Consider the following 22,732-nt stretch of genomic DNA (forward strand, 5'->3'; position numbering starts at 1 on the left):
CGATTAGTATTGCTTCGTGGCTATTACTGCAGAGAGCAAGAGAACAGATCTGACTCGCCTGGTCGTCAAGGGGGCCCGCGAGCACAACCTGAAGAACGTGGACATTGATCTGCCGCGTGACGCGATGATCGTCTTCACCGGCCTGTCCGGTTCGGGCAAGTCCTCCTTGGCCTTCGACACCATCTTCGCCGAAGGCCAGCGCCGCTACGTCGAATCGCTCTCCGCCTACGCCCGCATGTTCCTCGGCCAGGTGGACAAGCCCGATGTGGATTTCATCGAGGGCCTGTCGCCAGCGGTGTCCATCGACCAGAAATCGACCAGCCGCAACCCGCGCTCCACCGTGGGCACGATTACCGAAGTGTACGACTACATGCGCCTGCTCTGGGCGCGTGTGGGCCGTCCACATTGCCCGATCTGCCACGAACCGATCTCCAAGCAGACTCCGCAGCAGATCGTCGACCAGCTGATGGAGCTTCCGGAGAAGACCCGCTTCCAGATCCTCGCCCCGGTGGTGCGCTCGCGCAAGGGCGAATTCGTCGACCTGTTCGCCGAGCTTTCCTCCAAGGGCTTCGCCCGTGCCCGGGTGGACGGTGAAACCATCCAGCTGAACGATCCGCCGAAGCTGGCCAAGCAGGTCAAGCACACCATCGAGGTGGTGGTGGACCGCCTGGCCATCAAGGAAGACGCCCGCCAGCGCCTGACCGACTCCATCGAAACCGCCCTGGGCATTGCCGAAGGCCGCGTGCTGGCCGACTTCGTCGACCTGGACGCGGATGACCCGAAGCGCGTGCGCGCATTCTCCGAGAACCTGGCCTGCCCCAATGAGCACCCGCTGGCCATCGACGAGATCGAACCGCGCACCTTCTCCTTCAACAACCCGTTCGGAGCCTGCTCGGCCTGCTCCGGCATCGGCACCAAGCTGGAAGTCGACGAGCACCTGATCGTCCCGGACACCGAGGTCACCCTGGCCGAGGGCGCGATCGCCCCATGGTCGCTGGGCAAGGCCACCACCGAATACTGGAACCGGCTGATCGAGGGCCTGGGCAAAGAGCTCGGCTTCACCATGGACACCCGCTGGCAGGACCTGCCGGCGGCCGCCCGCGAAGCGATCCTCAACGGCAAGGACCACAAGGTGGTCGTGCAGTACAAGAACCGCTTCGGCCGCGAACGCAAGTACTCCACCGGCTTCGAGGGCGTCATCTCCTATGTGCACCGCAAGCACCAGGAGACCGAATCCGACCACGCGCGCGACCGCTACGAGCAGTACATGCGCCAGATCCCGTGCCCTACCTGCGGCGGCGCGCGCCTGAACCCGGCATCGCTCTCGGTCCTGGTGGGTGGGCGCTCCATCGCCGAGGTCTCCGCCATGGACCTGCGCAGCGCCGCGGAATTCCTCTCCTCGATCGAGCTCAGCGCACGCGAGGCGCAAATCGCCGCGCAGGTGCTCAAGGAAATCGACGCGCGAATGAAGTTCCTGCTGGACGTCGGGCTGGAATACCTGACCCTGGAACGCGCCGCCGGTACCCTGTCTGGCGGCGAGGCGCAGCGCATCCGCCTGGCCACCCAGATCGGCTCCGGCCTGGTGGGCGTGCTCTACGTGCTCGACGAGCCGTCCATCGGCCTGCACCAGCGCGACAACCGCCGGCTCATCGACACCCTGTTGCACCTGCGTTCGCTGGGCAACACCCTGATCGTGGTGGAGCACGACGAGGACACCATCGCCGAAGCCGACTGGATCGTGGACATCGGCCCGGGCGCCGGCGAGCACGGTGGCGAAGTGGTGCATTCCGGTTCCCTGGAAGACCTGAAGCAGAACACCAAGTCGCTGACCGGCGACTACCTTTCGGGCCGCAAGCAGATCGACATCCCAGTCAAGCGCCGCAAGGTCGACAAGGACCGCAAGCTCAAGGTGGTCGGCGCCAGCGAGAACAACCTGCAGAACCTCTCGGTGGAGTTCCCGCTGGGTGTGCTGACCGCGGTGACCGGCGTGTCCGGCTCGGGCAAGTCCACCCTGGTCAACGACATCCTCTACAAGGTGCTGGCCAATAAGCTCAATGGCGCCAAGCAGGTGCCGGGCCGGCACACCCGCGTGCAGGGCCTGGAGCACCTGGACAAGGTGGTCCACGTGGACCAGTCGCCGATCGGTCGCACCCCGCGATCGAACCCTGCCACCTACACGGGCGTTTTCGACCACATCCGCAAGCTGTTCGCAGAGACCAATGAGGCGAAGCTGCGCGGATACCAGCCGGGCCGCTTCTCCTTCAACGTCAAGGGCGGGCGCTGCGAGGCCTGCTCGGGCGACGGCACGCTGAAGATCGAGATGAACTTCCTTCCCGACGTGTATGTGCCTTGCGAGGTCTGCCATGGTGCCCGCTACAACCGCGAGACCCTGCAGGTGCTGTACAAGGGCAAGAACATTGCCGACGTGCTGGACATGCCGATTGCCGAAGGCGCCGAATTCTTCAGCGCGTTCACCCCGATCGCCCGCCACCTGCGCACGCTCGTGGACGTGGGCCTGGGCTATGTGCGCCTGGGGCAGCCGGCCACCACGCTCTCGGGCGGCGAAGCCCAGCGCGTGAAGCTCGCTGCCGAGCTGCAGAAGCGGTCCAATGGCCGCTCGATCTACGTCCTGGATGAGCCGACCACCGGCCTTCACTTCGAAGATATCCGCAAGCTGCTCAAGGTGCTGCAGGGGCTGGTCGACAAGGGCAATACCGTGCTGACCATCGAGCACAACCTGGATGTGATCAAGTCGGCGGACTGGGTGATCGACTTGGGTCCGGAAGGCGGTTCGGGCGGTGGCACGATTTTGGCCACTGGCACCCCGGAGAAGGTGGCCAAGGTGGCCGATTCGCACACCGGAAAGTTCCTCGCCGAGATCCTGTAATGCCTCGCGGAGAATGTTCGACATATGCAATTTCAGTTATGGATTGCTAACCCGCGTCCGCTTCATGGGAAGATGGCTAGGTGAATATGTCGGTAACAAGCGTGCTCTTTGATCTGGATGGGACCCTCGTGGACCCTGCCGGTGCCATAACTTCGGGTATCCGCCACGCGGTGACCTCCCATGGTTTGGCCGATCCGGGCGAAGCCCGGGTCGAGGCGCTGGTGGGCCCGCCCCTGCAAATCGGCTTGCGTACGCTCGACGGGGTGACCGACGAGAACATCGGCTCCATAATTGCCGCCTACCGCGCCCGGTATGCGGATACGGGCATGGCCGAATCGGTGATCTACCCGGGCATGGTGGCGCTTTTGGACGCATTGCGATCGGCCGGGATCCACGTCGCGGTGACCACTGCCAAGCCGATCAACATCGCGCGCCAGCTCATCGCCCGAAAAGGGCTGGATGCGCATCTCGACGCGATTCACGGCAATGCGGACGAACACGGGAGCATGGGTTCGAGCAAGACGCACATCGTCGCCGAGGCTTTGGAACACGGCCAGCTGGACCCGGAGCGCAGCGTCGTGGTGGGGGACCGGCACTATGATTGGGATGCTGCCCGCGAGAATTCGGTGGCATCCATCGGTGTCGCCTGGGGCTTTGCCCAGGGCGATGAACTGCAGCACGCGGACGCCATAGCCGTGACCGCCCGGGATCTGGCCGTGCTGCTGCTCGGCGCGGAACGGGCAAACACCATTAACTTCGACGAAGACTTCATGCAGGAAGGTGCAAAGTAGATGAGCATCTACACCATGACCCGTTCGTCGATTCGGGGCATCATCCACGGCGTCTGCCGTGCGGAAGTGACCGGGCTGGAGAACGTCCCGAAGGAAGGTGGCTTCATTGTCGCCTCCAACCACCTGTCTTTTTTCGACTCCTTGATCATCCAGGCGCTGACCCCGCGCGACGTGGCGTTCTTCGCGAAGGCTGAATACTTCACCACTCCTGGCCTGAAGGGCAAGATGATGAAGACCTTCTTCGAATCCGTGGGATCCATCCCGGTGCAGCGTGGCGAGCAGGCGGCCTCCGTGGCGGCGCTCGACTCGCTGGTGGAAATCATCGAGGGCGGCTCCGGCATCGGAATCTACCCGGAAGGCACCCGTTCGCGCGACGGCAAGCTGTACCGGGGACGCACCGGCGTGGGCTGGCTGGCGCTGACCACCGGTGTGCCAGTGGTCCCGGTCGGGCTGATCGGCACGGAGAAGCTGCAGCCTGCTGGCTCCAAGGGCTTCAAGCCCGCCAAATTCCAGATCCACTATGGCGAGCCGCTGTACTTCGACCAGCTGGGACGCAAGCACCCGTTGCCGCAGCGCCGCCAGGCCACAGACCGGATCGTGGATGCGATCGCCGAACTGTCCGGCCAGGAACGCGTCGATTCCTACAACCAGCTGCCGCCGGACGCGAAATAGGCCATGGCTGATCCGGCAAGCTACCGTCCGAAGACCTCGGACATCCCCACGAAACCGGGCGTGTACCGTTTCCGCGACGAACACGGCCGGGTCATCTACGTCGGCAAAGCCAAGGTCCTGCGCAACCGCTTGACCTCCTACTTCGCCAACCCAGATCGGCTCACGCCGAAAACCCGGGCGATGGTCTTCACTGCCGGGTCCGTGGAATGGACCGTGGTGGGGTCCGAGCTGGAAGCGCTGCAGCTGGAGTATTCCTGGATCAAGGAATACAACCCCCGGTTCAATATCGTTTTCCGCGACGACAAGACCTACCCGTACCTGGCTGTCACGCTCAATGAGAAGTACCCGCGCGCCCTGGTGATGCGCGGTGACAAGCGCAAGGGCGTGAAGTATTTCGGCCCGTTCTATCCGGCGAAGGCCATCCGCGAAACCCTCGATACGCTGCTGCGGGTCTTTCCCGTGCGCAGCTGCGCACCCGGCGTGTTCAAGCGTGCCGAAGCCTCGGGCCGTCCGTGCCTCTTGGGCTACATCGACAAGTGCTCAGCTCCCTGCGTCGGACGGATCAGCGAGGAAGACCATCGCCAACTGGCCGATGACCTCTGCACCTTCATGGGCGGCGAGGCGACCAAGTTCACCAAGGCGCTGACCGTGAAGATGCAGGAAGCCGTCGCGGAGCTCGAATACGAGAAGGCCGCCCGCTATCGCGATGACATCGCTGCCTTGAACCGGGTCTTCGAACGCAACGCAGTGGTCCTTGACGACCGGACCGAAGCCGACATCTTCGGCATCCATGGCGATGAGCTGGAGGCCGCCGTGCAGGTCTTCCATGTCCGCGACGGCCGCATCCGCTCGCAGCGCGGCTGGGTCGTTGAAAAGGTCGCAGATACCACCGACGCAGAATTCGTCGAGCAGCTGCTCACCCAGATTTACGCCGATCACGCAGACCGGATTCCCAAGGAAATCCTGGTTCCGGCACTGCCCGAAGACATCGAGGATGTCACCACCTGGCTTACCGAGCTGCGCGGATCCAAGGTCTCCCTGCGCGTCGCCCAGCGGGGCGATAAGGCGGCTTTGGCAGCCACCGTTGTGGAGAACGCGGAACAAGCGCTGCGTCTGCACAAATCGAAGCGCGCAGGCGATATCACCACGCGATCGCTGGCCATGCAGGAACTGCAGGACGCCCTGGGAGCGGAGCAGGCGCTGCTGCGCATCGAATGCTATGACGCGTCGCATACCCAGGGAACCAACGTGGTCGCTTCCATGGTGGTCTTCGAAGACGGGTTGCCCAAGAAGAGCGAGTACCGCAAGTTCTCCATCACCGGCGAGGCCGCACGCGACGATACCGCCAGCATGTACGACGTGATCTACCGCCGCTTCAGCCGCTACCTGAAGGAGAAGGTCGACCCGACGAGCTTCGCCACCGGGCAAGTGGATGAAGCCACCGGCGAGCAGGAAAAGAAGAAATTCTCCTACCCGCCTTCCCTGGTGATCGTCGATGGCGGCCCGCCGCAGGTGGCCGCCGCGCAAAAGGCCATGGACGATCTGGGAATCGATGATATTCCCGTCGTCGGCTTGGCCAAGCGCCTGGAGGAACTGTGGCTGCCGGATGATCCGTTCCCGGTGATCCTGCCGCGAGCTTCCGCCTCGCTGTATCTGGTCCAGCGGCTTCGTGACGAGGCCCACCGTTTCGCGATCACCTTCCATCGGGCCAAGCGGGCCAAATCGATGATCGCTTCCGATCTGGATGCGATCCCGGGCCTGGGCAAGGCCAAGCAGGCCGCCCTGCGCAAGCACTTCGGGTCGATGAAGAAGATCCGGGCCGCAAGCGTCGCCGAACTGATGGAAGTGCCCGGCGTCGGTGAAAAACTTGCTACTTCCATCAAAGAGTCCCTAGAAGACGCTTCATTAACCGGTGTGAATATGACTACCGGCGAAATTGTCGACTAGCCTTGTGATATGACCGCTGAGTATGAAGCAGTAAAACCCCCTGAGTCCGAACTCGTGATCGTGACAGGCATGTCAGGTGCCGGTCGCACCACCGTCGCGCATGCTCTGGAAGACCAGGGCTGGTACGTGGTGGAGAACCTTCCACCGGCCATGCTCGGACCCCTGACCGAGATGATGAGCCGCTCGCAGGGTTCTATCCCGAAGATGGCTGTCGTGATGGACGTGCGTTCCAAGGAAATGTTCCCGGAGATCCGCGACGCGTTGGCGAACCTGACGGCCAGCGGAGTGAAATTCCGGCTGGTCTACCTGGATGCCAGCGACGAGGTGCTGATTCGCCGCTTCGAGCAGGGACGCCGGCCGCACCCGCTGCAGGACGACGGCCGCATCGTCGACGGCATCAAGCGCGAACGCGGAATCACCGACCAATTGCGCGAAGCCGCCGAAATCATCCTGGACTCCACGACCATGTCGGTGCACGACCTGGCGCGTGCAGTCAATGAGCTGTTCAGCGAATCCGGGCCGATCATCCTGCGCATCAACGTCATGAGCTTCGGCTTCAAGTACGGCTTGCCGGCAGACGCCAACTACGTGGCAGACGTCCGCTTCATTCCCAACCCGCACTGGGTTCCTGAACTGCGCCCGCAGACGGGCAAGGACAAGGAAGTCTCGGACTATGTCCTCAGCCAAGAAGGCACCAGCGAGTTCATCACGAACTACCTGAAGGCGCTTGAACCAGTCTTCGAGGGCTACCGCCGCGAGAATAAGCATTACGCGACCATCGCCGTGGGCTGCACCGGCGGCAAGCACCGCTCGGTGGCAACCACCATCGAGCTGGGCCGGCGGCTGGCACAGTTCCCGAACGTACGGGTGAACATCAGCCACCGAGATCTGGGGCGTGAGTAGGAGCAATGGCCTTTGCCACAGGTCCGATCCCGATCCAGGGACTGACGCGAAGCGATGATTACCGCAACCCATCGGTGGTTGCCTTGGGCGGGGGACATGGCTTGTCCTCCTCGCTTTCTGCCCTGCGTCGCCTGACTACCGACCTCACCGCCATCGTTACGGTGGCCGATGACGGCGGCAGCTCCGGGCGCCTTCGGGGCTCGTTCGATGTGCTGCCCCCGGGCGACTTGCGCATGGCCTTGGCCGCGCTGTGCGATGACAACGACTGGGGTCGGACCTGGCGCGATGTCATGCAGTACCGCTTCGAATCGACCGAAAACATCGAAGAGCCCTTGAACGGCCATGCCGTTGGCAACCTGCTGATCCTTGCCCTCTGGGAGTTGCTCGACAACCCGGTAGCTGGGCTGCGCTGGGCCGGAGCGCTGCTCGGTGCCCGCGGCCAGGTCCTGCCGATGAGCACCGTTCCGCTGTCCATCCATGGCGAGGTACTCGAATCGGACCCGGTGAACGACACCTTGGTGCGCCGCCGCATCGATGGGCAGGCCAAGCTGGCCCGCGCCGGTTCTGGCGGTCTGGTCACCAATGTCTATCTGGAGCCATCCGATGCGCCGGCCTGCTCCGAAGCGCTGGAATCCATCGACCTGGCGGACTGGGTGATTCTTGGTCCCGGATCCTGGTACACCTCGGTGCTGCCGCATCTGCTGCTGCCAGATATGCGCCAGGCTCTGGCATCGACAACAGCCAAGAAGCTGCTGACCATGAATCTGGCCTTCGACACCGCCGAGACCGCCGGGATGGATGCCGCCGCGCACTTGGAGGTGCTGGTCCGCTACGCACCCGAGATCAAGTTCGATGCGATTATTGCCGACGAATCCAAGATTCGTAACAAAGAGCGATTTGAGCTGGCAGCGCAAAAACTCGGCGCGCGGGTCTTTTTTAGTACAGTAGGAGTATCTGACGGTCGTGCCGTGCACGACCCGTTGCGACTAGCGGCGGCCTATCATGAGGTGTTTACCGCGATCGGATCTTAGGAAGATCCAAGTAAGGGAGTTTGATTCATGGCATTGACGGCTTCCGTCAAAGACGAGCTGTCGCGGGTAGAGATTCGCAAGCCGTCGGTCCGCAAGGCCGAGGTTTCGACCATGCTGCGCTTCAGCGGCGGACTGCATATTGTCTCCGGGCGAATTGTCATCGAAGCAGAAGTGGATCTGGCAGCGACCGCCCGGCGGTTGAAGATCGCTATTGGCGAGCTGTACGGGCACGATGCCGAGATCGTAATGGTTTCCGGTTCTGGCATCCGCAAGGGGAGCCGCTACATCGTGCGCGTGTCCAAGGATGGAGAAGTGCTGGCCCGCCAGACTGGCCTGCTTGATCAGCGCGGCCGGCCGGTACGCGGCCTGCCCTCGGTCATCGTCAACGGTTCCACCGCCGACGCCGAAGCGGTATGGCGAGGCGCATTCCTGTCCCATGGTTCGCTGACCGAACCAGGACGCAGTTCCGCATTGGAAATTACCTGCCCTGGACCGGAAGCAGCATTGGCCCTGGTCGGTGCGGCTCGCCGCCTGGGTCTAACGGTCAAGGCCCGCGAGGTGCGCGGCGTTGACCGCGTAGTGATCCGTGATGGCGATGCCATCGCCCAGCTGCTCACCCGCATGGGCGCCCACGATGCGCTGATGGTCTGGGAAGAACGCCGCATGCGCAAGGAAGTGCGCGCCACCGCCAACCGCCTGGCGAACTTCGACGACGCCAACCTGCGGCGCAGTGCCCAGGCGGCGGTCGCTGCCGGGGCGCGCGTCGAGCGTGCGCTGGGAATCTTGGGCGACGAGGTTCCAGAGCACCTGCGCTATGCGGGGCTGCTGCGCCTGGAGCACAAGCAAGCCTCCTTGGATGAGCTCGGCCGGATGGCCGAACCGCCAATGACCAAGGACGCCATCGCTGGCCGAATTCGCCGCCTCTTGGCTATGGCGGATAAAAAGGCGAGCGATCTGGGAATACCAGGTACGGAGTCCAGCATTCCAGGAGAAGAACTGGAACACTAAAAATGTCCCCGCGGGAGCCCTCCCGTGGAGATTCAACCAATTGAGAAGATTGAGGAGAATCATGGCTGTTTATTCACTGCCAGAACTGCAGTACGACTACGCCGCACTGGAGCCGAACATCTCGGCTCGCATCATGGAACTGCACCACTCCAAGCACCACGCAACCTACGTTGCAGGCGCAAACTCGGCACTGGAGCAGTTGGCTGAAGCTCGCGAAAAGGGCGAATTCGGCAACATCCCGAAACTGTCCAAGGACTTGGCTTTCCACCTGGGCGGCCACACCAACCACTCGATCTTCTGGAACAACCTGTCCCCAGAAGGCGGCGACAAGCCTGAGGGCGAGCTGGCAGCTGCCATTGACGACTTCTTCGGTTCGTTCGACGCATTCCGCGGCCACTTCACTGCTGCTGCCATGAGCCTGCAGGGCTCGGGCTGGGCAGTCCTGGCCTACGACGCACTGGGCGGCCAGCTGGTCATCGAGCAGCTGTACGATCAGCAGGGCAACATCCCAGTGGCAACCACCCCGCTGCTGATGCTGGACATGTGGGAGCACGCCTTCTACCTGGACTACGTCAACGTCAAGGCAGACTACGTCAAGGCCTTCTGGAACATCGTGAACTGGGCAGATGTCCAGGCGCGTTTCGAAGCCGCACGCAACGGTGCAGCATCGCTGATCGTACCAGGCAAGTAATACTTATCTGGTAAGTTAGCTCACATTCTCCGCTGATATAGCGTAGTATGTTTCTAGTGTGTTGCGGATCCCAGCTCCGGCTGGGATCCGCAAGCACGGCACAACGGAGTGTCCTCTTAAAGAAGGCCACCTCCGCTAGTGCGCGGTCGTGGCATCATCATCCCATTTAGAGGAGATAGTCACGTGACAACTCGTGTTGGAATCAATGGTTTCGGTCGCATCGGACGCAACTTCCTGCGTGCAGTACTGGCCCATAAGGCAGACATTGAAATCGTCGCCGTCAATGACCTTGGTTCAATCGATTCGCTTGCTCACCTGGTGAAGTTCGATTCCGTGCTCGGCCCAGTGGGCGAGCCGGTATCCGTAGACGGCGATACCATCGTCGTGGGAGAACGCCGCATCAAGGTTCTGTCCGAGCGCGAGCCGGCCAACCTGCCCTGGGGCGAATTGAAGGTTGATGTCGTAATTGAGTCGACCGGATTCTTCACCAACGCAGAAGACGCCAAGAAGCACGTAGCTGCTGGCGCGAAGAAGGTCATCATCTCGGCTCCAGCCAAGAATGAAGACATCACCATCGTGATGGGCGTCAACCAGGACAAGTACGATCCTGCAAACCACGCCATCATCTCGAACGCATCCTGCACCACCAACTGCCTGGCTCCAGTGGCCAAGGTGCTGAACGACGAATTCGGCATTGTTGACGGCCTGATGACCACCATCCACGCCTACACCGCCGATCAGCGCCTGCAGGACGCGCCGCACAGCGATCCGCGCCGTGCCCGCGCCGCAGCGCTGAACGTCATCCCTACCTCCACCGGTGCCGCCAAGGCCATCGGCGTGGTGCTCCCAGAACTGAAGGGCAAGCTGCACGGTTACGCTATGCGCGTACCAGTTCCCACCGGCTCGGCCACCGACCTGACCGTGAACCTGGCCCGCACCGCAACTGTGGAAGAAATCAACGCGGCCTTCGAGAAGGCTGCCGCCGAAGGCGCATTGAGCGAATACCTTGAGTACTCAACCGATCCGCTGGTTTCCTCGGACATCGTGACCAATTCCCACTCGGCAATTTTCGACTCCGGCCTGACCACCGTAATGGGCAACAGTGTCAAGGTCGTCGCGTGGTACGACAACGAGTGGGGTTACTCATCACGGCTCGTCGATCTCGTTGAATTCGTGGGATCCAGCCTCTAGTCGATAACCTAGAGACATGTCTTCTCACACCATTGACGAATTGATCGCTGACAACGGCGTCCGCGGACGGTACGTTCTGGTCCGCAGTGACCTGAACGTGCCGCTCGACGGTGCAACTGTGACCGATGATGGCCGCGTCCGCGCGTCGCTGCCAGTCATCAGCAAGCTGGCCGAGGCCGGCGCAAAGGTCATCGTGATGGCCCACCTGGGACGCCCCAAGGGCCAGGTCGATGCCAAGTACTCCATCGCTCCAGCAGCGAACCGCCTGAACGAACTGGCTGACTTCGACGTAATTGTCGCCGAAGACGTGGTGGGCGACTCTGCCCGCCAGGCTGCGGCAAACCTCGAAGAAGGCTCCGTTCTGGTTCTGGAGAACGTCCGCTTCGATGCCCGCGAAACTTCCAAGGACGATGCGCAGCGCGCGGAGTTCGCCAAGGAGCTGGCTGCGCTGACCGGCGAGAACGGCGCCTACGTGAACGACGCTTTCGGCGCCGTGCACCGCAAGCACGCTTCGGTCTACGACATTGCCAGCCTGCTGCCGAGCTACCAGGGCGACCTGGTGGCTACCGAGGTCAAGGTCCTCAAGACCCTGACCGAGGCGTCGAAGCGCCCCTACGTGGTGGTGCTTGGCGGGTCGAAGGTCTCGGACAAGCTCGCTGTCATCGACAACCTGCTGGGCAAGGCTGATCAGCTGCTGATCGGCGGCGGCATGGCGTTCACCTTCCTCAAGGCGCAGGGCCACGCCATTGGCGGCTCGCTGCTTGAAGAAGACCAGATCGCCACCTGCCAGGAGTACCTGAAGCGGGCCGAGCAGCTCGGCTGCGACATCATCGTGCCTAGCGATGTCGTTGTGGCAAGCAAGTTCGGTGCCGATGCTGAGCATGAGGTGCTGGCGGCAGACAAGATCGAGGAAGCCAGCTTCGGCTCCAACGGCCTTGGGCTGGACATCGGTCCGAAGTCCGCTGAACTGTTCGCAAGCTACATCACCAGCGCCAACACCGTGTTCTGGAACGGCCCAATGGGCGTCTTCGAGATTCCTGCTTTCGCTGAAGGTACCCGTACCGTCGCGCAGGCTCTGGCGGACTCGGAAGCGTTCAGCGTAGTAGGCGGTGGCGATTCGGCCGCGGCTGTCCGCGCGCTGGGTTTCTCGGAGGATGACTTCGGCCATATCTCCACCGGTGGCGGTGCTTCGCTGGAGTACCTCGAAGGCAAGACCCTGCCGGGTGTTGCCGCATTGGAAGGCTAGGAATGACCATTTCGCAGAACGGCGCTTTTGTGCGCCAGCCGCTGATTGCCGGCAACTGGAAGATGAACATGGACCACGTCCAGGGGATCACCCTGGTGCAGAAGCTGGCGTGGACCCTGAAGGACCACGAACACGATTACGATCGTGCCGAGGTCGCTGTGTTCCCTCCGTTCACCGACATCCGCGGCGTGCAGACACTGACCCTGGGCGACAAGCTGGACATCGTCTACGGTGCCCAGGATCTGTCGGCGCAGGATTCAGGCGCGTACACCGGTGAAATCTCGGGCCAGTTCCTCAAGAAGCTCGGTTGCACCTACGTTTTGGTAGGCCACTCCGAGCGTCGCGAGTACCACAACGAGACCAACCAGGTGATCGCCGCCAAGCTGGCAGCCGCGTACCGCCACGAGCTGACCCCGATGCTCTGCGTCGGCGAAGGCCTGGAAGTGCGCAAGGCCGGCGAGCACGTGGCTTTCACCTTGGAACAGTTGGCGCAGTCGCTGGAAGGCGTTACCGCTGAGCAGGCCGCAAACCTGGTCATCGCCTACGAGCCGGTGTGGGCCATCGGTACCGGTGAAGTTGCGGGACCGGCCGACGCGCAGGAAATGTGCGCCGCGATTCGCGGTGCGCTGGCCGAGCGCTTCGGAGCGGAGATTGCCGAGAAGACGCAACTGCTCTATGGCGGTAGTGTTAAGGCAGCAAATGCCGCATCGATCATGCGCGAACGCGATGTCGATGGCGTGTTGGTTGGCGGTGCCAGCCTGGATGCCGAGGAATTTGCTAATATTGTCAGGTTCGAGCATCATCTCGTCACCGACTGAATCTAACTAAGGAACCGTCGACTTGGATATTATCAAGATCATTCTGCAGGTATTGCTGGGCATCACAAGCGTCCTGCTCACCCTTTTGATCCTTTTGCACAAGGGACGTGGTGGCGGTATGTCCGACATGTTCGGCGGCGGCATGACCAGCTCCATGGGATCTTCAGGTGTTGCCGAGCGCAACCTGAACCGGATCACCATCGTTCTCGGTCTGATCTGGGGTGCCGTGATCATCGGCCTTGCCCTGGTGCTTCGATTCAGCGTCGAAGCCTAGGCAGCGCCCTTCCGCAGCAGCCAAGAGGCGCCTTCCACATCACGTGGAGGGCGCCTCTTGCGCGTCATCAGGCCAGTTGCCCGAATTTCTCCGTATCGGCAATCGAGCCGAGCACGAGAATCTTGTCTCCAGTGCTAAGGACGGTGTTGCCATCGGTGTTCTGCCATTCGCCGGCAGCATTGGTCGTGGCCGCGATGGTCACCCGGTACTTGTTGCGCACCGCCGCATCGCTGAGCTTCACCCCATGCAACGTGGCTGGCGCGCTCATTTTGACCATGGCATAGCCGGGATCGACCTCCAGGTAGTCCATCATGGATCCGCGCACCAGGTGGGCAACACGCTTGCCCATGTCCTTCTCCGGGTAGACGATGTGATGGACCCCCAGCTGCTCCAGGATCAGTCCATGCCGATCATCTTGCGCCTTGGCCCAGATCTGCGGGATCCCCATGCTGACCAAGAGCGAGCAGCACAGGATGGATGACTGCAGGTGGCTGCCCACGGCCACCACCACACGGTCGAATTCGTGGATCGATAGCTGTTCCAGGACTTCGCGGCTTGATGCGTCGGCACGGACCACCTGGGTCAATTCGCCATTCAGCGACTGGACGTTGTTCTCGTGCACGTCGATGCCCAGAACTTGGGTGCCTGACTTCATCAGTTCCAGGGCAAGGGATTCTCCGAAGCGCCCGAGCCCGATCACCGCCACGGAGTGAGCTTTGGGCAGTCCCTTGGCATCATTGCGAAAATTCAGTAGCTTAGCCAATTGAAGGCCTTTCCTTGGGGAGTTCATAGAGCGCTTTTCGATCGCGCAGGGCAAGCGCGGAACCCAGCGAGAGGACACCGATGCGGCCGAGGTACATCAACGCGATGAGAATGCCTTTGGCGGGATCCGGCAAGTCCGGGGTGATGCCCGTGGACAGCCCGACGGTGCCGAAGGCCGAGGTGGCTTCGAAGAGACAGCGGTCCAGGGAATAGTTGGTGAGCAGCAGCAGGCCCATCGTGCCGGCGAACACCGCCGCGACGCCCAGCAGCGCCACCGTGATGGCTTGGCGGTGCACCGAGCGGGAGAGCCGCTTGCCCAGGACGTTGACTGCGGTCTCGCCGCGCAGCTCGGTCATGATGATGAACAGCAGGATCGCGGCCGTGGTGATCTTGATGCCGCCGGCGGTGCCGGCCGGTCCGCCGCCGATGAACATCAGCACATCCATGCCCAGCCAGGAGGCTGGATGCATCGCGCCGATGTCGATGGAGTTGAAGCCTGCGGTGCGCGTTTGCACAGATTGGAAGAATCCGGCCAGGATCCGCTGCGCAGGTTCGAGCTCGCCGAGAGTCTTCGGATTGGTCCATTCCATAGCGGTGATGAAGATGGTGCCGCCAACGAGCAGCAATGCGGTCATCAGAAGAACCAGACGGGTGTTCATGCTCCATTTCAGCGTGTTCCGCCAGTGCTGCCTCAGCTGGACCAGGACCGGGAAGCCCAGGCCGCCAAGGATGATGGCGAGGCTGATAGGGATGCAGAGCCACGGGTCAGCGACGAAGTCCATCAGGTTATTCGAATACAGGGCGAAGCCCGCGTTATTAAAGGCCGAGACTGCATGGAATGCGCCATGCCAGATCGCACCGGCTGGATCGTCGCCGTAGGCCAGCCCGAAGCGGATGGCTAAGATGGCCGCCACGACTGATTCGATGGCCAGCGACAGCTTGATGATCATCAATGCGGCGGTGCGCACATCTTCGCCTGATACCGCGGAGCTTTCGCGTTGGGTGGAAAGCCGGGTGAGGTAGCCAATGCGGCCGATGACCAGCATGCTCAGCAGCGAGGCAATCAGCATCAGGCCCAGGCCGCCGGCCTGGATCAGGATGAGGATGACGAGCTTGCCGAAGAGGGTGTAGTGGGTTGCGGTGTCCAAGACAGTCAGGCCGGTCACGCACACCGCTGACGTGGCAGTGAAGATCCCGTCGACCAAGGATGTGAAGACGCCTTGGGTATTGGCTGCCGGGGAGGACAGGAGCAATCCGCCAACGAGAATCGCACCGGCGAAGGCAAATGCTACTGCGCGTGCCGGTTTGGCCAGCACGCTGTGCTGCGCGGCCGGCCGGGGCGCGGGAAAATTCATGGAGATCGCAATCGTAGGAATAACGTCTCGCGAAACCGTGGGACGAGGAGTACGAAGGAAATACTACGCCCGGAAAAACGGGTGTCAATGGTGATTCCCGTCACCGATGGCAGTGCCGGCCAGGCCGCCGCGGGAGAGCTTGAACCGGCGGCCGCGCAGTATCTGCGCGGCTGCCGGCAAGCCGAGGGCATCGCTAGCTGCCGAGCAGTTCCACGACGCGCTGCGCGGTGCCCCAGGACAGGGTCACGCCGGCGCCTCCATGGCCGTAGGCGGCAATGACGGGCACCGCATGCCCCTCGATGCGCTCCAGGCGGATCGTCTCGCGTGCCGGGCGCAGCCCCACCTTGTGCTCCAGGATCTCGCAGCCTTCCAGTTCCGGGACGAGGCCGATGGCGCGGCTGAGCATCTGGCTGGCGGTCTGCGGGTCGGCTTCGAGGTTGAAGTCGTGGTCCACGTCGGTGCCGCCAACGATGATGTCATCGCGGCGCGGAATGATGTAGCTGACGCCTTGCGGATGCTCGTCGTAGCAGAGCCAGTCGGACAGTCCTGCGGTGTTGGCCAGGCGGATCACCTGGCCGCGGATGGGGTAGACGCTCTGGTCGTCCCCGGTGAGCTCGCCGCCGCGCAGGCCGGCTGCCAGCACGACGGTGTCGGCATCGTCCTTCAGCTCGTCGAAGGAATCGACCGTGCGCCAGATGAAACGCACGCCCAAGGCCGCGGCCTGGTCCTGCAGCCAGGACAGGTAGGTGGGCATGGTGATCACCGGAACCGTGGCATGCATTCCGGCGGCCGCAATCGGCGGGATCGCTTCTGCCGGTGCCTCGGTGGCGTTGGTGACGATCTTCGCCCAGGAGCGGTCCTCGTCCGCCGAGCCCTCCAGGTTCAGTCCGTAGCGCAGATCGATGCCGGTTTCCGCGATGCCCGACAGCTGCTCGAAGCGTGCCAGGGAACGGGCGAGCAGCAGGTCGGCAGCTTCGGAGTTCTCCGAGTGGTAGGGGAACCAGATGGCGGCGGCCACCGCGGAGACCGTCTGCTGCGGCTGCTGGTCGGCGATCACGGTGACCTCGTGGCCGGCGGCGGCCAGCTCGTGGGCGGTGGACAGGCCGATGACCCCGGCACCGATCACGGTGACCTTGCGGGGCTGCGCGGCTTCGGGCAACGGTGCGGAAAGCATGGAATCCTCTCGGGCAGGCGGTGCTGGAAAAGCGAAGGCCGGTGCCGCGAGCCCGCCATCGGCAGGATCGCGGCACCGGCGATGAGGTGTTGGCTAGAGCAAGGTGGCCGCGGCGCGGTCGATGATCCAGCGGGTAGCTTCGGTGCCGTGCACGGCCGAAGCCGGGACGGCAACCTCGTTGACCTCGTGCTGCGCGGCGGCCAGTGCCGGGGCCTTCTCGGCGCCGGCCACGAGCAGCCACACCTCTTTGGCGGTATTGATCGTGCCCATGGTGAGCGTGACGCGGTCCGCCGGCGGCTTGGGGGAGTCGTGGACTGCGATGACTCCTGGCTCATCCGACCGGGTGTGGTTGGGGAAGAGCGAGGCGACATGCGAGTCCGGGCCCATGCCGAGCATCAGCACATCGAAGGCCGGATTCAGCGCGCCTTCTTCGGCTTCCTCGGCCAGCTCCCGGGCGTAGGCTGCGGCGGCCTGCTCTGCTGTCTCGTACTGGTCCCTGGCGCCCATGGCGTGCACGGTGGCCCGGTCCAGCCCCAGGGTGTCCAGCGCCTCGAACAGGGCGGCCGCCTGGCGCACATTGCGGTCAGCCGAATCGGAGGCGACGAAACGCTCGTCGCCCCACCAGAAGTGCACCTGCGACCAATTGACCGAGGTCTTGGCGGGGTTGGCCGCGACGGCTTCCAAAGCGGCGATGCCCAGCGAACCGCCGGTGACCACCACATGGGCGACACCGCGGGCCGCCAGCGCATCGGCGATCGTGGTGATCAGCCGGGCGGCGATGGCGTGGGCGGTAGCCTGTGCATCCTCGTGGATGAGAATCTGCCTAGCGATCACTGGATCTGATGCTCCTCAGGTTGGTCAGGGCCAGGCCCTTCGTGATGACCTCGCCGAAGACGTCGTCGGCGTCCAGGCGGCGCATCTCCTCGGCCAGGCATTCTGCCACCGAACGCCGCGGCAGCGAGATGCGCTGCGGCGCGCTGCCGGGCAGGTACAGGTGGGCAACCGCGCCGGAGGGGCGCGAGAGCTCCACGTCGCCGTCTTCGCGGGCGAGCCGGACGCTGGAGAGCCCGCCGTTGGACTTGTCCGCGGCGATGGTTACCGGGACGTCCAGGCACAGGGTCAGCCAGGCCGCCAGCAGGGTGGTGGACGGCGAATTGTCCGAGCCCTTCACGGTGATGGCAGTCAGCCCGTCGGTGCCGATCAAGTCGATGATGCTCGCCAGCTGGGCACGCCACAGGGTCAGCCGGGTCCAAGCAAGGTCGGTGTCTCCGGCCCGGTAGGTGGCAATGCGGCTGAACAGCGCGGCGGTCGGGTCCTCGGTCTCCGCCGAATCCGTGATGCGGCGGTGCGCCAGCCTGCCCAGCGCGGTGCCGGCCGGATCCTGCGGCACCCCATGCGGCCACCAGGCCACGATCGGTGCATCGGGCAGCAGCAGCGCGGAGATCAGCGCCTCGTCGGCCACGACATCCGGGCCGTAGGTGCGCATCACGATCACTTCGGAGGCGCCGGCGTCCCCGCCCACGCGGATCTGCACGTCCAGGCGGTTGGCCTCGGACTTGTTGCCGCGCACCACCACGATGATCCGGCAGGGGTGCTCGCGGCTGGCCAGGTTGGCCGCCTCGATCGCGTTCTCGGCGAAGCCCTCGCGGGTGATGACCACCAGGGTCAGCACGCGGGACAGCGCCACCACGCCGTGGGTGCGGCGCGAGGAGATCAGCTTCTTGGCCACCTTGGAGGTGGTGGTGTTGGGAAGATCGATCATCATGGTCGTCGCCACGTCCTTCCATCCTTGGCCATCAGCTCGTCGCTGCTTTCAGGTCCCCAGGAGCCCGGAGCGTAGGGATCCGGCTGGGTGGGCAGCGAGGCCCAGTACTCCTCGAAAGGATCCAGGATGCGCCAGGACTGCTCGACTTCCTCGTGGCGCGGGAACAACGGCGGTTCGCCGAGCAGCACGTCGAGGATCAGCCGTTCATAGGCTTCGGGGGAGGACTCGGTGAAGGCGTTGCCGTAGCCGAAGTCCATGGTCACGTCGCGGATCTCCATCTGGGTGCCGGGCACCTTGGAGGAGAAGCGGATGGTCGCGCCCTCATCGGGCTGCACGCGGATCACGAAGGCGTTCTGGCCGAACTCGTCGTCCTCATGGTCGGTGAACAGCAGGTTCGGGGCCTTCTTGAACACCACCGCGATCTCGGTGACGCGCCGGCCCAGGCGCTTGCCGGCACGCAGATAGAACGGCACCCCGGACCAGCGTCGGGTGTTGATCTCCAGCTTGACCGCGGCATAGGTCTCGGTCTTGGACTTCGGGTTGAAGCCCTCCTCGTCGAGGAAGCCGACGACCTCTTCGGCGCCCTGCCAGCCGGAGGTGTACTGGCCGCGGGCGCTGGCCGCCCCCAGGTCCTCGGGCAGCTTCACCGCGGTGAGCACCTTTTCCTTCTCGCTGCGCAGGTGGTCGGCGTCGAAGGAGATGGGCTCCTCCATGGCAGTCAACGCCAGCAGCTGCAGCAGGTGGTTCTGGATGACGTCGCGGGCGGCGCCCACACCGTCGTAGTAGCTGGCCCGGCCGCCGATGCCGATGTCCTCGGCCATGGTGATCTGCACGTGGTCCACGTACTTGTTGTTCCACAGCGGCTCGAACATCTGGTTGCCGAAGCGCAGCGCCAGCAGGTTCTGCACCGTTTCCTTGCCCAGGTAGTGGTCGATGCGGAACACAGCATCCGGCGGGAACACCGACTCGACGATGGAGTTCAGCTCGCGCGCGCTGGCCAGGTCGTGGCCGAAGGGCTTCTCGATGACCACGCGTTCCCAGCCGGGGTTCTTGTCCTGGGCCAGCTTGTGCTCCGAGAGCTTCTGGCAGACGACCTCGAACCAGCTTGGCGGGATCGAGAGGTAGAAGGCGTGGTTGCGGCCGGTGGAGCGCGATTCGGCCAGCTCGTCCAGGGTGGCGGCAAGCTGCTCGTAGGCGCCGTCATCGTCGAAGGCGCCGGAGATGAATCGCATGCCGGCCGCCAGCTGGGCGAAGACTGTTTCGTTGAAGGGGGTGCGGGCGCTGGCCAGGATCCATTCGCGGGCCTGGTCGGCGAAGTCCTGCGCCGTCCAGTCGCGGCGGCCGAAGCCGACGATCGCGAAGTTCGGGGGCAGCAGGCCGCGGTTGGCCAGGTCGTAGACCGCTGGCATGAGCTTCTTGCGGGCAAGGTCGCCGGTGATTCCGAAGAACACCAGCGCGCCCGGACCGGCAATGCGGTTAAGCCGCCGGTCGCGGGCGTCGCGTAGTGGATTGCTCATTCGTGCCTTACTTCGCTGCCTCTAGCAGGGCGGCGATTCCCGCCGCGCGGTCCGTGAGGTTCACGCGCAGCACCGGACGGTTGTGCTCGGCGTCGGCCAGCACCGCGCCGTCGCCGATCGCCTGGGCGGTGATCAGCCCGCCGAAGGTGTACGGACGGCCAGGAATCTCAAGGTCTTCCTGGTGATCCGCGGTGACCTGCAGGAACACGCCCTGTGCCGGGCCGCCCTTGTGGTACTGGCCGGTGGAGTGCAAGAAGCGCGGGCCCCAGCCGAAGGTGACCGGACGGCCGGTCTTCTCAGCCAGAGCATCGCGCAGCGCTTCGAGCTGCTGGTCGGCGGTGCGATCCAGGTAGGCCTGGATGGCGAGGTAGCCATCGTCCGGCAGCTGCGCGGTGAGCGCATCCAGGGCTGCTTCCAGGTTCGCGGCCTCGGTGCCGTAGAGCTCGACCGGGCCGTCCACGGCATCCGGTGCGCTCTGCGCCGGCGCTTCGAGCATGGAACGCGCGGCCACCTTCGCGGCCTCGACATCCGGCTGGTCGAACGGGCTGATGCCCAGCAGGTAGCCGGCCACGGCGGTGGCGTACTCGAAGATCATGAACGCGGTGCCCAGCGGCGCGCTGAAGTGCACGGCGGTGGAGTCCTCGTCGATTTCCTCCGGCAGCTGCTCGTAGATGAACAGCGGCAGCACATCCTGCGCAGGGTTCTGCAGCTCGGGCGCATCCACATGGGCGGCAACCGGCAGCACGCCCTTGCCGTCCTTGCCGGTGGATTCGGCGATCAGCTGCTCGGCCCAGTCGCCGAAGCCCGGCAGGGCATCGCCCACGCAGGCGATGAGCAGCTTGTCGCGGCCGGCGGTGGCCATGGCCGCCCCCAGGTGCAGCGCGAGGTTGTCCTCGTCGTCCATTGCCAGCACGTCGTTGATCAGTCCGGATTCTTCCACCAGCGCTTCGATGTCGGCGCCGGCCAGGCCCGAGGGAACCAGGCCGAAGGCGGTCAGCGCCGAGTAGCGGCCGCCCACATTCGGGTCGGCGTTGAAGACCGCGCGCACCCCTTCCGGGTTGTCCATCGGCGAACCCGGGTCGGTCACCAGCACCAGGCGGGTGGCCGGGTCGATGCCGGCCGCCTCGAAGGCTGCGGTGAACGCACGGCGCTGCGAATCGGTCTCCACCGTGGAGCCGGACTTGGAGGCGACCACCACGACGGTGTGCTCCAGATCGGTTTCCACGATGCCCTTGACCATCGACGGATCGGTGGTGTCGCAGATGACCAGGTCCACCTCGTCATGCGCGGTGATGACCTCAGGGGCCAGCGAGGATCCGCCCATGCCGCACAGCACGATGCGGGTCAGTCCCTCCTCCTGCAGCTCGTCGCGCAGATCCAGGATCTGCGGGATCAGCTTGCCGGCCGCCTCGAAGGGGTTGACCCAGCCCAGGCGGATGGAGGATTCGGCCTCGGCCGCCGGACCCCAGATGGTGGGATCCTGCGCGGCAATGCGGCTGCCGATTTTCGCGTCGATCAGCTGCGGCAGCAGCGCATCGACGGAGGCCAGAGCCTGTCCGGAAGTTACCAGGCCAAGTTCCATCTATTTGGCTCCCTTCAGGGCCTCGGCCATGTCCTGGAGCAGCTCGTTCCAGGCGATGTCGAACTTCTGCACGCCCTCGACCTCAAGCAGGTTCACGACCTCGTTGTAGTCGATGCCCAGGGCGGCGAGCTTGTCCAGCACGCGGTTGGCGGCATCGTAGCCGCCGGCGATCGCGTTGCCGCGGATCTCGGCTTCGGCCGCGGTGGCATCCAGGGTCTTCTCCGGCATGGTGTTCACCGTCTGCGGGGCGACCAGTTCGGTCACGTACAGGGTCGACGGGTAGGCGGGGTCCTTCACGCCGGTCGAAGCCCACAGCGGGCGCTGCACGTTGGCGCCGGCAGCGCTCAGCACCTCGTAGCGGGCCGAAGCGAAGGACTCCTCGAAGACCTGGTAGGCCAGGCGGGCGTTGGCCACGCCGGCCTGTCCGCGCACGGCGGCCGCGGCTTCTGTGCCGATGGCATCCAGGCGCTTGTCGATCTCGGTGTCCACGCGGGAGACGAAGAAGGACGCGACCGAGTGGATCTTGGACAGGTCCAGGCCGGCGGCATGGGCCTTCTCCAGACCCAGCAGGTAGGCGTTGATGACCTCGCGGTAGCGTTCCAGCGAGAAGATCAGGGTCACGTTTACCGAAATGCCGGCGGCAATGGTTTCGGTGATGGCTTCCAGGCCTTCGATGGTGGCAGGGATCTTGATCAGCACGTTTTCGCGGTTCACGCGCTCGTACAAGGCCTTCGCCTGGGCGATGGTCGGTGCGGTCTCGTGCGCCAGGCGGGGGTCCACCTCGATGGACACGCGGCCGTCGAAGCCGTTGGAGGACTCGTAGATGCCCTTGAACAGGTCGCAGGCCGCTGCCACGTCGTCGCTGGTGATTTCCGTGATCGCGTCCTCGACGGAGCGGTGCTTCTGCTCGGCGATCGCCTCGCCGTACACCTCTGCCTTGGACAGCGACGCGGCGAAGATTGCCGGGTTGGTGGTGACGCCGACGACGTTCTTCTCTTCGATCAGCTTGGCCAGGGAGCCGCTGGTCAGGCGCTCGCGCGAAAGGTCGTCCAGCCAGATGGAGACGCCGGCGTCGGACAGGGCCTGAGTATTCGGGTTGCTCATGATATGTACTTCAG

20 protein-coding genes are annotated in these 22,732 nt (G+C 64.0%); 12 read left to right on the forward strand and 8 right to left on the reverse strand.

Annotation, left to right across the window (positions count from 1 at the left end; genetic code table 11):
• Positions 1–16 precede the first annotated feature (16 nt).
• The 12 genes from uvrA to secG all read left to right on the forward strand — a co-directional run bounded on the left by uvrA (position 17) and on the right by secG (position 13,459).
• The gene (gene uvrA, locus BKX98_RS03015; RefSeq protein ID WP_073706093.1) at positions 17–2,887 is read left to right on the forward strand and encodes an excinuclease ABC subunit UvrA; all 2,871 of its coding nucleotides are present in this window, start codon (positions 17–19) and stop codon (positions 2,885–2,887) included.
• Between the two features lie 86 nt (positions 2,888–2,973).
• Positions 2,974–3,678, forward strand: coding sequence for an HAD hydrolase-like protein (locus tag BKX98_RS03020; protein ID WP_073706094.1), 705 nt, complete (start codon positions 2,974–2,976; stop codon positions 3,676–3,678).
• Positions 3,679–4,350, forward strand: a complete 672-nt coding sequence (locus BKX98_RS03025; RefSeq protein WP_038990762.1) for a 1-acyl-sn-glycerol-3-phosphate acyltransferase — start codon at positions 3,679–3,681, stop codon at positions 4,348–4,350.
• Positions 4,351–4,353: 3 nt separating this feature from the next.
• Entirely contained in the window at positions 4,354–6,297 is a 1,944-nt protein-coding gene (gene uvrC, locus BKX98_RS03030; RefSeq protein ID WP_073706095.1) for an excinuclease ABC subunit UvrC, read from the forward strand.
• Positions 6,298–6,306: 9 nt separating this feature from the next.
• Positions 6,307–7,200, forward strand: coding sequence for an RNase adapter RapZ (gene rapZ / locus BKX98_RS03035; protein WP_038990765.1), 894 nt, complete (start codon positions 6,307–6,309; stop codon positions 7,198–7,200).
• A gap of 5 nt (positions 7,201–7,205) precedes the next feature.
• Complete coding sequence (gene yvcK / locus BKX98_RS03040; RefSeq protein WP_073706096.1) at positions 7,206–8,231, forward strand: uridine diphosphate-N-acetylglucosamine-binding protein YvcK; 1,026 nt, start codon at positions 7,206–7,208, stop codon at positions 8,229–8,231.
• 27 nt (positions 8,232–8,258) lie between these two features.
• On the forward strand, positions 8,259–9,239 hold the full coding sequence (gene whiA / locus BKX98_RS03045; protein ID WP_073706097.1) for a DNA-binding protein WhiA: 981 nt from the start codon (positions 8,259–8,261) through the stop codon (positions 9,237–9,239).
• Between the two features lie 61 nt (positions 9,240–9,300).
• Complete coding sequence (locus BKX98_RS03050; protein WP_038990769.1) at positions 9,301–9,930, forward strand: superoxide dismutase; 630 nt, start codon at positions 9,301–9,303, stop codon at positions 9,928–9,930.
• A gap of 183 nt (positions 9,931–10,113) precedes the next feature.
• A complete protein-coding gene (gap, locus tag BKX98_RS03055; protein WP_038990771.1) occupies positions 10,114–11,121 on the forward strand; it encodes a type I glyceraldehyde-3-phosphate dehydrogenase in 1,008 nt (335 codons plus the stop codon).
• Positions 11,122–11,137: 16 nt separating this feature from the next.
• Positions 11,138–12,367 (forward strand): phosphoglycerate kinase, encoded by a 1,230-nt coding sequence (pgk, locus tag BKX98_RS03060; protein ID WP_073706098.1) that lies wholly within the window; start codon positions 11,138–11,140, stop codon positions 12,365–12,367.
• 2 nt (positions 12,368–12,369) lie between these two features.
• The gene (tpiA, locus tag BKX98_RS03065) at positions 12,370–13,185 is read left to right on the forward strand and encodes a triose-phosphate isomerase (protein ID WP_066138750.1); all 816 of its coding nucleotides are present in this window, start codon (positions 12,370–12,372) and stop codon (positions 13,183–13,185) included.
• Positions 13,186–13,207: 22 nt separating this feature from the next.
• Positions 13,208–13,459 (forward strand): preprotein translocase subunit SecG, encoded by a 252-nt coding sequence (secG, locus tag BKX98_RS03070; RefSeq protein ID WP_038990774.1) that lies wholly within the window; start codon positions 13,208–13,210, stop codon positions 13,457–13,459.
• A gap of 67 nt (positions 13,460–13,526) precedes the next feature.
• Here secG and BKX98_RS03075 read toward each other — a convergent pair whose 3' ends face one another.
• From BKX98_RS03075 to tal, 8 genes are all read right to left on the reverse strand, one after another.
• Positions 13,527–14,222 carry a TrkA family potassium uptake protein gene (locus tag BKX98_RS03075; protein WP_052253671.1) on the reverse strand — a complete coding sequence of 232 codons (696 nt, stop codon included), beginning with the start codon at positions 14,220–14,222 and terminating at the stop codon, positions 13,527–13,529.
• Entirely contained in the window at positions 14,215–15,576 is a 1,362-nt protein-coding gene (locus tag BKX98_RS03080) for a TrkH family potassium uptake protein (RefSeq protein ID WP_073706099.1), read from the reverse strand. Before BKX98_RS03080 ends, BKX98_RS03075 begins: the two co-directional genes overlap by 8 nt.
• 193 nt (positions 15,577–15,769) lie before the next feature.
• Positions 15,770–16,750 (reverse strand): FAD-binding oxidoreductase, encoded by a 981-nt coding sequence (locus BKX98_RS03085; protein ID WP_073706100.1) that lies wholly within the window; start codon positions 16,748–16,750, stop codon positions 15,770–15,772.
• Between the two features lie 93 nt (positions 16,751–16,843).
• Complete coding sequence (pgl, locus tag BKX98_RS03090; protein ID WP_073706101.1) at positions 16,844–17,584, reverse strand: 6-phosphogluconolactonase; 741 nt, start codon at positions 17,582–17,584, stop codon at positions 16,844–16,846.
• Positions 17,574–18,515, reverse strand: coding sequence for a glucose-6-phosphate dehydrogenase assembly protein OpcA (locus BKX98_RS03095; RefSeq protein ID WP_073706102.1), 942 nt, complete (start codon positions 18,513–18,515; stop codon positions 17,574–17,576). Before BKX98_RS03095 ends, pgl begins: the two co-directional genes overlap by 11 nt.
• Positions 18,512–20,032, reverse strand: coding sequence for a glucose-6-phosphate dehydrogenase (zwf, locus tag BKX98_RS03100; protein ID WP_038990780.1), 1,521 nt, complete (start codon positions 20,030–20,032; stop codon positions 18,512–18,514). Before zwf ends, BKX98_RS03095 begins: the two co-directional genes overlap by 4 nt.
• Before the next feature lie 7 nt (positions 20,033–20,039).
• Positions 20,040–21,614 (reverse strand): glucose-6-phosphate isomerase, encoded by a 1,575-nt coding sequence (locus BKX98_RS03105; protein ID WP_073706103.1) that lies wholly within the window; start codon positions 21,612–21,614, stop codon positions 20,040–20,042.
• Positions 21,615–22,718: a transaldolase gene (gene tal, locus BKX98_RS03110; protein WP_073706104.1), complete on the reverse strand. Its 1,104-nt coding sequence runs from the start codon at positions 22,716–22,718 to the stop codon at positions 21,615–21,617.
• Between the last annotated feature and the right edge of the window lie 14 nt (positions 22,719–22,732).

It is taken from the genome of Glutamicibacter sp. 0426, assembly GCF_001906485.1.
Lineage (GTDB): Bacteria > Actinomycetota > Actinomycetes > Actinomycetales > Micrococcaceae > Glutamicibacter > Glutamicibacter nicotianae.

Excerpts from the sequence above, each read along its gene's own strand:
- BKX98_RS03020 (WP_073706094.1), top strand. The coding sequence starts at position 2,974 with ATGTCGGTAACAAGCGTGCTCTTTGATCTGGATGGGACCCTCGTGGAC.
- BKX98_RS03025 (WP_038990762.1), top strand. The coding sequence starts at position 3,679 with ATGAGCATCTACACCATGACCCGTTCGTCGATTCGGGGCATCATCCAC.
- uvrC (WP_073706095.1), top strand. The coding sequence starts at position 4,354 with ATGGCTGATCCGGCAAGCTACCGTCCGAAGACCTCGGACATCCCCACG.
- rapZ (WP_038990765.1), top strand. The coding sequence starts at position 6,307 with ATGACCGCTGAGTATGAAGCAGTAAAACCCCCTGAGTCCGAACTCGTG.
- yvcK (WP_073706096.1), top strand. The coding sequence starts at position 7,206 with ATGGCCTTTGCCACAGGTCCGATCCCGATCCAGGGACTGACGCGAAGC.
- whiA (WP_073706097.1), top strand. The coding sequence starts at position 8,259 with ATGGCATTGACGGCTTCCGTCAAAGACGAGCTGTCGCGGGTAGAGATT.
- BKX98_RS03050 (WP_038990769.1), top strand. The coding sequence starts at position 9,301 with ATGGCTGTTTATTCACTGCCAGAACTGCAGTACGACTACGCCGCACTG.
- pgk (WP_073706098.1), top strand. The coding sequence starts at position 11,138 with ATGTCTTCTCACACCATTGACGAATTGATCGCTGACAACGGCGTCCGC.
- tpiA (WP_066138750.1), top strand. The coding sequence starts at position 12,370 with ATGACCATTTCGCAGAACGGCGCTTTTGTGCGCCAGCCGCTGATTGCC.
- BKX98_RS03080 (WP_073706099.1), bottom strand. The coding sequence starts at position 15,576 with ATGAATTTTCCCGCGCCCCGGCCGGCCGCGCAGCACAGCGTGCTGGCC.
- BKX98_RS03085 (WP_073706100.1), bottom strand. The coding sequence starts at position 16,750 with ATGCTTTCCGCACCGTTGCCCGAAGCCGCGCAGCCCCGCAAGGTCACC.
- BKX98_RS03095 (WP_073706102.1), bottom strand. The coding sequence starts at position 18,515 with ATGATGATCGATCTTCCCAACACCACCACCTCCAAGGTGGCCAAGAAG.
- zwf (WP_038990780.1), bottom strand. The coding sequence starts at position 20,032 with ATGAGCAATCCACTACGCGACGCCCGCGACCGGCGGCTTAACCGCATT.
- BKX98_RS03105 (WP_073706103.1), bottom strand. The coding sequence starts at position 21,614 with ATGGAACTTGGCCTGGTAACTTCCGGACAGGCTCTGGCCTCCGTCGAT.
- tal (WP_073706104.1), bottom strand. The coding sequence starts at position 22,718 with ATGAGCAACCCGAATACTCAGGCCCTGTCCGACGCCGGCGTCTCCATC.